Source organism: Streptococcus cristatus, assembly GCF_003943535.1.
GTDB classification, from domain to species: domain Bacteria; phylum Bacillota; class Bacilli; order Lactobacillales; family Streptococcaceae; genus Streptococcus; species Streptococcus cristatus_L.
This window is the reverse complement of sequence record NZ_RJPU01000013.1, coordinates 1-11400: the sequence shown is the minus strand read 5'-3', so window position 1 is coordinate 11400 and position 11400 is coordinate 1. Positions and strand designations below refer to the sequence as shown.

2 protein-coding genes are annotated in these 11400 nt (G+C 44.3%); both read left to right on the top strand.

Annotated features, from left to right (window positions below):
• A partial coding sequence (locus D8790_RS11060; protein ID WP_125388503.1) for an LPXTG cell wall anchor domain-containing protein occupies positions 1-123 on the top strand: 123 nt, incomplete at its 5' end.
• Positions 124-337: 214 nt separating this feature from the next.
• Positions 338-11400 (top strand): G5 domain-containing protein (locus D8790_RS10210; RefSeq protein WP_125388502.1); only part of this gene is annotated, 11063 nt, incomplete at its 3' end.

Below are 11400 nucleotides of genomic sequence, written 5' to 3'. Positions count from 1 at the left end.
GGTCCAGCCACTAAGTCAGCAACCTTACCAAGTACAGGCACAGCAACAGATTCAGCCTTCCTTCTCGGCCTTCTGTTAGCATTGACAGGATTATTCCTGATGAAGAAGAAGGAAAATATGTAAAAAAACATTTCCGACACAAAGTTTGGTACATAGCCATTAGTCTATGTACCAGCGATTTAAGGGCGGAACATGGCTTGAGAAAAGATATAGTGTAAGTTATGTTCCGTCTGTTTTTACGATAAATTCAATTTAAATAATTCAAATAAAATATATTTTTTTAAATAAAGTTGCAAACGCTTACTGGTGAGAAGCGTACAGATAGGAAGGTTCCTTTATGGAAAAGAAATGTAAGTTTAGTATTCGAAAATATGCTATCGGTGCTTGTTCTGTCATGATAGGTGTCCTGTTATTTGGTATGCCATTGGCATCGGCTGATGTGGTGCAACCGTCCAGTTCAGCAACTGTTACTAGCGAGTCATCAGGTGGCAGAGGAAATGATTCCGGCACGGTCGAGCGGGTAGAAGGTCTAACCAGTTTACCAGCTGAATTGGCAGATAAATTAGCAAAAGCCGACTCTGGCGACAATGGAGGAAGCAGTTCTGATAATAGCGGAAATACTTCTGAAGCAACATCAGAGGTAGCTACTCCCAAACCGGCTCAGCCAGTGGCAAATGAGGGAGTCACTCAACCGAAACCTACGCAGCCGAAAACTTCCGCTAGCAATGAAGCTAGCCAGCCCACTTTGCCAGCTCAAGCAGCAAGTCCTACTGAAAATAAGGAAACAGAAATTGCTGATTATGGACCACTTCCAACCAAGGCTCAATTGGACTACCACAAAGAAGAATTAGCCGCCTTTATCCACTTTGGTATGAACACCTATACCAACTCTGAGTGGGGAAATGGTCGTGAAAATCCTTCTAATTTTAATCCGACTAATTTAGATACAGACCAATGGATTCGAGTGTTAAAAGAAGCAGGATTCAAACGGACGATTATGGTTACTAAGCACCATGATGGTTTTGTTCTCTATCCGTCTGCGCATACAAATCACACTGTCGCAGCCAGTCCGTGGAGAAATGGTAAAGGCGATGTCTTGGAAGAAGTTTCTAAGTCTGCGACCAAATATGACATGAATCTTGGTGTCTATCTTTCTCCGTGGGATGCCAATCATCCGTCTTATAAGGTTGCCACTCAGGATCAGTATAATGAATACTACCTCAATCAACTCAAGGAGATTTTAGATAATCCTAAATACGGTAACAAAGGAAAATTTGTCGAAGTCTGGATGGATGGTGCTCGAGGAGAAGGAGCGCAGAAAGTCACTTATACTTTTGATAAATGGTTCGAATATATTAAAAAAGCAGAGGGTGACATCACTATTTTCTCTGCTCAGCCAACAAGTGTCCGCTGGATTGGGAACGAAAAAGGCACAGCGGGTGACCCAGTCTGGCATAAGGTCAAACGCGACAAAGTTCTGGCTAATCCGTCAACAGACTATCTGAATCATGGGGACCCTACTGGAGATATGTATTCTGTTGGGGAAGCGGATGTATCCATTCGCTCAGGCTGGTTCTATCATGAAAATCAGCAACCAAAATCTTTGCGTGAATTGATGGATATTTACTTCAAGTCTGTCGGTCGTGGAACACCACTTTTGCTCAATATTCCACCTAACAAAGAAGGACGATTTGCAGATGTTGATGTTGCAAGATTAAAAGAATTTCATCAGACGCTCAAAGACATGTATTCTACTAATCTAGCAGCAGGTGCCAGTGTGGTAGCGGATTCTACACGGAAGAATGCCAAATACAATGTCAATCATCTGGTTGATGGTGATGACAAGACATCTTGGGCGCTATCAAATGATGCCTTGACTGGTTCTTTCACAGTTGATTTGGGAGAGAATAAGCGTTTTGATGTGGTCGAGTTGAAAGAAGATATTGCTAAAGGTCAGCGGATTTACGGTTTCAACATTGACGTAGAAGTCAATGGTCGTTGGGTTCGCTATGGCGAAGGCAGTACAGTTGGCTACCGCCGTCTTATCCAAGGCCAGCCGGTCACTGCTAGAAGAATCCGTGTTACTATTACGGGTGCTCAGGCGACCCCGATTTTGACCAACTTTGCGCTCTACAAAACACCTCAGTCTATCGAAAAGACAGATGGATATCCTTTGGGCTTGGATTATCATTCTAATACTGAGGGAAATAAGAACAATACGACTTGGCATCAAGAAAATGAAGGTGTTCGCGGAAGTTCTATGTGGACTAACCAAAAAGATGCCAGCGTTGAATATCAATTCACAGGAACTAAGGCCTATGTCGTGTCTACTGTCGACCCGCAACACGGTCCGATGGATGTCTATGTAGATGGTCAAAAAGTGGCAACGATTGATACGCAGAGCACCGTGCGCAAACGCAGTCAAACGGTATATGAAACAAGCAACCTAGCAGAAGGCACTCATACTATCAAGCTGGTGAATGCTAGCAATCGTGCCATTGCAACTGAGGGGATTTATACTTTAAATAACCAAAGCAAGGGCATGTTTGAGCTAAGTCAAGCAAGCTATGAAGCTGAAAAAGGTAAAACTGTCACTGTTACTGTCAAACGTGTAGGCGGTGCTAAAGGTTCAGCAGATGTCCGTGTGGTGACCGAGCCCGGAACAGGTGTTCATGGCAAGGTTTACCAAGACAAGACAGAGATTTTGCACTTTGCTGATGGGGAAACCGAAAAGACAGTAACGCTCCAGACTATTGACTTTAAAGAACAAGAAGACCAAGTCTTTGACTTTAAAGTTAAGTTGTCTGACCCAACAGAAGGCAGCTTACTTGGCTTTAACTCATCTGCAACAGTTCGTGTCATGAAAGCGGACAGTCTTTCGCATAACCAAAAAGAATACGATGACCAAGCCAGCCAGCTTATCTACAGTTCAAATTGGCACAGACAGACCAATGCTCAGGGAAATTTCAGCAATACAGAAAGCTGGGCTTCTTATAACGGCTTGTCTGCTGATGCCAAGAAAAAACTTTCTGTGACAGCTATTTTCAGCGGGACAGGAATCGATCTAACTGGTTTTGTGGATCCAAATCATGGTATTTATAAGGTCAGCCTAGATGGCAAAGTCTTAGACTATCAAGAAAGTCAAGGAAATGCCACAGAATACAACGGCAAGAAATACTTTAGTGGTAAAGCGGCTCAACGAAAAGGCAATCAAACACTGGTTTCCCTTAAAGGTTTGAAGGACGATGTTCACGTTCTGACCATGGAGCTGGATCCTGAGCGTAATGACTTGGCTAGAAATATCGGAATCCAATTAGATAGGGTCGTGACAAAAGGAACTGGTTCTCATCTCATTTCCAAACAGGACTTTGTAGAAGAGATGAAGCAGTTGAAAGAAACTGTCAATCAAATTACCCCAGAATTATTGAAAGATACCCCGAATAGCCGTACTGACTTTGTAGAACATAAGACTGTTTTGGAAAATGAATTGGGAAAAGAAACACCAGATGTCCAAGCAATCTTCAATGCAGTTAATCAATTGAAAGAAATTTTGGATAATCCAGATAACTTTATTCCAGAAAATCGTCCAAACCTACCAGAGGAACCAAGTCCATCTCAACCATCCACGCCAGATCAACCTTCAACTCCATCTCAACCATCCACGCCAGATCAACCTTCAACTCCATCTCAACCGTCTACGCCCGATCAGCCTACAACACCTGATCAAAAACCAGATCAGCCGATTGTAACGCCTCCGGTCACTAAAGAAGAGAAAGATTTGCTTCAGGCTCGTAAGCAAAACTTTAATAAAGACTGGTACTTTAAACTTAATCCGACTGGCGACCAATCCAAGGAAAATATCAATATGAAGGATTGGACCAAGCTTAATCTGCCACATGACTGGAGTATCTTCTTTGACTTTGATCATTCGTCTCCAGCTCGCAATGAGGGCGGTCAGCTAAATGGTGGAGTGGCATGGTATCGTAAGACCTTTACACTGGAGGAAGAAAACAAGGACAAGAACGTTCGTCTGACTTTTGATGGTGTTTACATGGATTCGCATGTCTATGTCAATGGCAAGCATGTCGGTCACTATCCAAATGGTTATAATCACTTCTCTTATGATATCACTGACTATCTCTATAAAGATGGTCGTGAAAATACGATTGCTGTCCAAGTTACCAACAAGCAACCAAGTAGTCGTTGGTATTCGGGTAGCGGTATTTACCGTGATGTTCATCTAGTCATGACAGATAAGCTGCATGTCAGCAAACATGGCAATAAGATCACCACACCGAAGCTAAAAGAACAGCAGCAGGGAGCGGTTGATACAGTTGTTGCCAGCAAGGTTGTCAATACCGATAGTAAGGCGCATCAGGTTTATGTTGAGCACCAGGTCTTTACCAAAGAAGGTCAGGCTGTCTCAGCAGCTGTCCGTTCCGTTGTCAAAGAACTTTTAGCTAATCAGGAAGTTCAATTTGATCAAACGCTTCAGGTCAACAGACCAACCCTGTGGACGACCAAATCAGATAAGCCACAGCTCTATGTCATGAAGACCAAGGTCTATAAAGACAATCAACTGGTTGATGTGACTGAAGATACCTTTGGTTACCGTTACTTTGACTGGACTGCAGCAGATGGCTTCTCACTAAACGGCGAGCGCATGAAGTTCCACGGCGTATGTATTCACCAGGACAATGGAGCACTGGGCTCTGAAGAAAATGCCAAGGCCATCTATCGCAAACTGAAATTGCTTAAGGAGATGGGCGTCAATGCTATTCGTACTTCTCATAATCCAGCCAGCGAACAGTTGTTGAATGCTGCGGCTGAGCTTGGATTCTTAGTGCAGGAAGAAGCCTTTGATACTTGGTATCATAGTAAGAAGACTTATGACTACGGCCGATTCTTTGACCAAGAAGCAACCCATCCAGATGCTAAACCAGGTGAGAAATGGTCTGACTTTGACTTGAGAATGATGGTTGAAAAAGACAAGAACAATCCATCTATCATCATGTGGTCTCTCGGAAATGAGGTCGAGGAAGCCAATGGAGATGCCCGTTCTATTGCGACAGCTAAGCGCTTGAAGGCTGTTATCAAGGCCATTGACACAGAACGCTATGTCACCATGGGTGAAAATAAATTTAGCCAACGTTCTTCTGGCGGCTTTATCGAAATCGCTAAAATCATGGATGTCGTAGGGATGAACTATGGCGAGCATAACTATGAAGCAGTGCGTAGGGCTCATCCAGACTGGAAGATTTATGGCTCAGAAACATCTTCTGCAACTCGGACTCGCGGCTCCTACTACGATCCATCACGGATTTTGAACCATGACCACAGTGCTGGTCGTCGTTATGAGCAGTCTGACTATGGAAATGACAAGGTAGCATGGGGCCGGACAGCGACCCAGTCATGGACCTTTGACCGTGACCATGCTGGCTATGCAGGTCAGTTTATCTGGACAGGTATTGACTATATTGGTGAGCCGACTCCTTGGCACAATATGGATCGTACCCCAGTTAAGAGCTCCTTCTTCGGTATCATTGATACAGCAGGTCTGCCTAAGAATGACTTCTATCTCTACCAAAGCCAATGGCGCTCAGTCCAAGACAAGCCGATGGTTCATATGTTGCCACACTGGAATTGGGACGAGGAGAGTCTACAAGACAGAAAGATGTTGGTTGATGGCAAGGTGCCTGTCCGCGTCTTCTCAAATGCAGCCAGCGTTGAACTCTATCTGAACAATGAATCACTTGGCAAAAAGACCTTTACCAAGAAGCAGACAGCAGATGGCAGAAGCTATCAAGAAGGTGAAAATGGTCAACTCTATCTAGAATGGAAGGTTGCATACAAGCCAGGTACTCTAGTGGCAGTTGCTCGTGATGAGTCTGGCAAAGAGATTGCTCGTGATACAGTGACAACTGCTGAGCAAGCTAGCAATGTCCGCCTTGTCAAAGAAGAGCACGTCATCGGTGCGGATGGAAAAGATTTGACTTATATCCATTATGAAATTGTGGATGCTAATGGCAATCTCGTACCGACAGCTAATAATCTTGTGCATTTCAATCTACATGGACAAGGCGAAATTGTCGGTGTAGATAATGGTGAACAGGCTAGCCGTGAGCGCTACAAGGCTCAAGCAGATGGCACATGGAAACGCAAGGCCTTTAATGGCAAGGGTGTGGTCATCGTTAAGTCGACAGAAACAGCTGGAAAATTTACCCTCTATGCTGATTCAGAAGGTTTAGTCTCAGATTCTGCAACGGTTTATACAGTGAAAAGAATACAGTCTGCCAAAGAATTGGTTGACTTACTCCCAGCAAAAGCAACAGCTATGGTTGGTGACGAAGCACAACTTCCACAGACAGTCAAAGCTGTTTACAATGACGGCAGTACAGAAGATAAGACTGTGACTTGGAAGATACCAGCTGACCTGACTAAAACGCGTGGCGTCAAAGAAGTTTTAGGAAATGTAGAAGGTACAAACCTGACTGCTCGCTTGATGCTGAAAGTTTTGGATTTGGTAACTTGGTTGCCAAAAAACCAGACAGTGCCAGTCAATACAGCAACAGAAGATTTAGATAAAGTAGTTACAGCAGTCTTTTCTGACGGTACGACATCAGATGCTGAAGTCAGCTCTTGGACTTTGGAAAATCCAGATGCCTTGAAGACTGAAAATGGCGAAACAACAGCTACAGGAAAAGTTGCAGACTCGGACATTTCTGTGTCGGCTAGATTCCGAGCGTCTAATCAGAACTTAACCGAAGGGGCTGTGACAGGTATTCAGGTTGGTGGCAAGGCTCTGGCTGACTTTAGCGCAGACAAGACTTACTATCGCATTCCACTTGCTTATGGTGCAACTGTACCGACAGTTTCAGCGACAACTACAGGAGGTGCAACGGCTACTATACAACAGGCTAGTGCTGACAATGACAAGCTGACTTCTGTCTTTGTGACAGACGAGTCTGGTCGTCTGACTCGAGTTTATCGCCTGCAATTTGTCGAAGCTAGCCCGGCCTTGACTGGTATTGAGCTAGAAGTAGAAAAGACAGAAAATCTGGTCGAAGATCAAGCTATACCGTATAAAGTCAACGGTGTTTATGAAGATGGCACTCGGGCGCTTCTGTCAGAAAATGATGTTAACATCACGATTAGCTCAGAAGATGGAGCGGGGATCAAAGCTGAAAATGGTAAGCTCTTACTCTATCGTAAAGGAACAGCTCGTATCACAGCTCGTCTTGCAAAGGCAGATAAGACTCTGACTTCGCAAGAACTAACCTTGAGCATCGCTGAAAATACACAAGAAAAGACCATCACAGAGCTGCGGACGATTAAGCTATCGACAGATTTGCATAAGGTGCCAACTCTCCCTCAAGAAGTACTGGCAGTTTATAATCAAGGTTTGCCGCGTAAGGTAGCCGTGACTTGGGAGCCGATTTCCCAAGAAAAGGTTGATCGCTATCATAGCTTTACCGTTAAGGGGCGAGTAGCAGGTACTGACATTGAAGCGCAAGCTCATGTGACTGTTGAAGGCTTCTTGACAGCTGAAGAAGTTTCATTGGCCGTGCCAAAAGGTGAGAAGATTAAACTTCCGGCAACAGTCCGTGCTTATCACTCTGATGGCAGTGTCCAGTATAAAGAAGTAAACTGGGATGCTGTTCCATCTGATGCAACGGCTCAAGCTGGAAAAATAGAAGTTACAGGAACAGTCGTGGGACTCAATCTGAGAACCAAGGCTCACATCCGAGTGTCTGAGCAAACGGTCCAAAATAAGAATATCTCTAAACAATGGACAGGGTCAGAACTTCCAGCAGCCTTTGTATCTGATACTGGTGGGGATGATAGCGCTAGTGCTCTAAATGATACCCACATTTCAAGAACTTCAGGCGGAGCTAAGAATCGTTGGACCAACTGGCGTACTGGAAATGAAGAAGATTATGCAGGTATCTTATTTGGAGATGCAGGTGACTTGACTAAACGCTTTGTTGATAATCTAAAAGCAGACTTCTACACGGATGGTTCTATTGGTCTACCAGAAGAATATGTTATTGAATACTATGCTGGCAAAGATCTTCCAGAATTACCAAAAGATGTTAACCATGTTCGTAAAGAAGCGCAGCATCCATTCAATCAATCAAGTAACTGGAAACAGGTAACTGGTCTTCGTGCGCCTCAGACCCTAAGTGCAAACTCTGAAAATGTCTTCCGCTTTGATAAGGTAGAAACACCAGCTATCCGTATTCGCATGAAGAAGAAAGCGAACACCTCAGGTGTTGGTTTGACTGAGCTAACTGTTATGGGCAACAGTGTTGAAGAGGCGACAAGTGCAATCGCCAAGATCATGGTAGATGGACAGCCTATCCCAGGCTTTAACAGCGCTATCAAGGAATATGAGATTGTCAAGAAAGAAACAGGTAATCAAGTGACTGCAGAAGTAAGCGACAATGGGTTAGCGACAGTGATTCCAGCAGCATCTGAAAATGATCCTGTCCGTGTACTCATCAAGGCTGAAAATGGTCAAATCGTGGATGAGTACCGCATTCGCTTTGTCAAAGAGAGTAAGCAAATGGGTAAGCCTGTGGCTGTTGAAATATTATCAACAGTCGTAAATGTAGGAGAGAGACTCCAGTTGCCATCAACTGTACCAGTTTATTACCCAAGTGGTACTGAGTGGGTTAAGAAAGATTTAGCAGTTACTTGGAATCCAGTTGATGAAAGTCTACTTCGAACTAAAGGTAGCTTTACATTGACAGGAACGATTCCAGGAACAGATCTGCAGGCACAGCTTAAAGTACGGGTAAGCGAGCAAACTGGACGCAATGCTGCTTTAAACCAAAATCATAACGACCAAGATTCACTTGCTTTTGCTTCAACGACTAATGACACAGATCAAGCTTCACAAGATAGGGTTCACTATGTAAATGATGGTTCGACCAACGAAAGCAATCGCTGGACTAACTGGTCAAGACAGGCTCCAAGTAAAGAAGTATCTGTCGGTGTGCTTTTCAAAAAGCAAGGTCAGATTTCAGCTGAGACAGTACAACAAGTTGGTATGCAGTTCTTCAGAGATAGTGGAACAGATGCACCACAAAGTCTCGTCTTAGAATACTATGACGGTCCAGACTTTACTGAGCCAAATCCATCTTCTCGTTATGCTGAGCAAGCTGATCATCCATTTAACAATGCAGATAATTGGAAGCAATTGAACTATACAGCAGATAGCGAAATCATAGCTGGCAAGATGATTCATTTCAACTTTGATCCAGTTAAAACAAAAGCTATCCGTGCCCGAATGACACGCAAGGATACGACTAACGGGGTTGCACTTGTAGAGTTCACTGCCGTTACACCAACAGAAACGCTTCAGTCAACTACAGTAACGAATATCACTGTTAATGGTCAAGCCTTGGCTGATTTTGAAGCAGATAAGACAGATTACCGTCTGGAGTATCAGGGCACAAGACCAAGGATTGAAGCTACTGCTACAAACAAAGCAACTGTAACAGTTGTTCAGTCTGATAGCGATGAGCTTCCAAGTCTTGTTCGTGTGGTGACGGAAGACGGTCAAACGACTAAGGAATACCGGATCCAGCTAGTGAAGAAAGCAGCGGATGCTACACCGCCAGTTCACAAAACGACTCCAGACGAAGGCGTTAAGAATTTGGTTGTCGAACAGCCACGCTTGGATATTGTGACAGAAGTTCTACCGTTTAATACTGTTGAACGTGAAAATGCTCAATTACCTAAGGGCACCCGAAAAGTTGTCCAAGAAAGCAAGGTTGGTGAGAAGACCACACTTGTGGAAGTGACCATCGAAAATGGTCAAGAAACTGGTCGAGTGACTCGCGATAGTTTCGTTTCCAAAGATGCAGTTGATAAGATTGTGGAAGTTGGCAAGCCAGTTGAGCAAATCACTCCAGCAGAAGGCGTTAAGAATCTGGTTGTCGAGCAGCCACGCTTGGATGTGGTAACTGAAGCTCTACCGTTTAATACTGTTGAACGTGAAAATGCTCAATTACCTAAGGGCACCCGAAAAGTTGTCCAAGAAGGCAAGGCCGGTGAAAAGACCACGCTGGTTGAAGTAACAATCGAAAATGGCCAAGAAACTGGCCGTGTGACTCGTGACAACTTCGTTTCCAAATCCCCAGTCGACAAGATTGTGGAAGTTGGTAAACCAGTTGAGCAGGTTACACCAGCAGAAGGCGTTAAGAATCTGGTTGTCGAGCAACCACGACTTGATATCGTGACAGAAGTTCTACCGTTTAATACCGTCGAACGAGAAAATCCACAATTGTCTAAGGGTACTCGAAAAGTTGTCCAAGAAGGCAAGGCCGGTGAGAAGACCACACTTGTGGAAGTGACCATCGAAAATGGCCAAGAAACTGGTCGAGTGACTCGCGATAGCTTTGTTTCCAAATCCCCAGTCGACAAGATTGTGGAAGTTGGCAAACCAGTTGAGCAGGTTACACCAGCAGAAGGCGTTAAGAATCTTGTTGTCGAACAGCCACGCCTAGATATTGTGACAGAGACTCTGCCGTTTAATACTGTTGAACATGAAAGTGCTCAATTACCTAAAGGTACCCGAAAAGTTGTCCAAGAAGGCAAAGCTGGCGAAAAGACCGTGCTTGTTGAAGTGACGATTGAGAATGGCAAGGAAAGCGGTCGAGTAACTCGTGACAGCTTCGTTTCCAAAGCCCCAGTTGACAAGATTGTGGAAGTTGGTAAACCAGTCGAGCAAATCACTCCAGCTGAAGGTGTTAAGAATCTTGTTGTCGAGCAGCCACGCTTGGATATTGTGACAGAGGTTCTACCGTTTAATACCATCGAACGAGAAAATCCACAATTGTCTAAGGGTACTCGAAAAGTTGTCCAAGAAGGTAAGGCCGGCGAGAAGACCACACTTGTGGAAGTGACCATCGAAAATGGTCAAGAAACCGGGCGATTGACTCGCGACAGCTTCGTTTCTAAAGATCCAGTAGATCAGATTGTGGAAGTTGGAAGCAAGGAAGAGAAACCAAACAAACCAACTACACCAGAGAAGCCTGTAGAGCCATCTAAACCATCTAAGCCAGAAAATAACTTACGTATCTTGACGGACGAAGCTACCAAGGTTCAAGTGATTGGCATGAAGTCTACGCTTGATCAAGTTGTGGCCTTGAAGGTTAAGAAAGTAGCAGCTCAAAGCCTGGAAGGTAAGCTCTATGATGCTTATGACATTAGACTAGAAGACCAATTTGGCAAAGCTGTTCAGCCTAAGGGCAAGGTCTTTGTCAGCCTTCCAGTTGCATCTAACAAAGATGTTGAAAATGTCTTCTTTATGACAGCGGCTAATCAGCTTGATGCGGTATCCTTCCAGCAAAAAGGTCATTATATCGAGTACATGACAGATCAGCTAGGTGT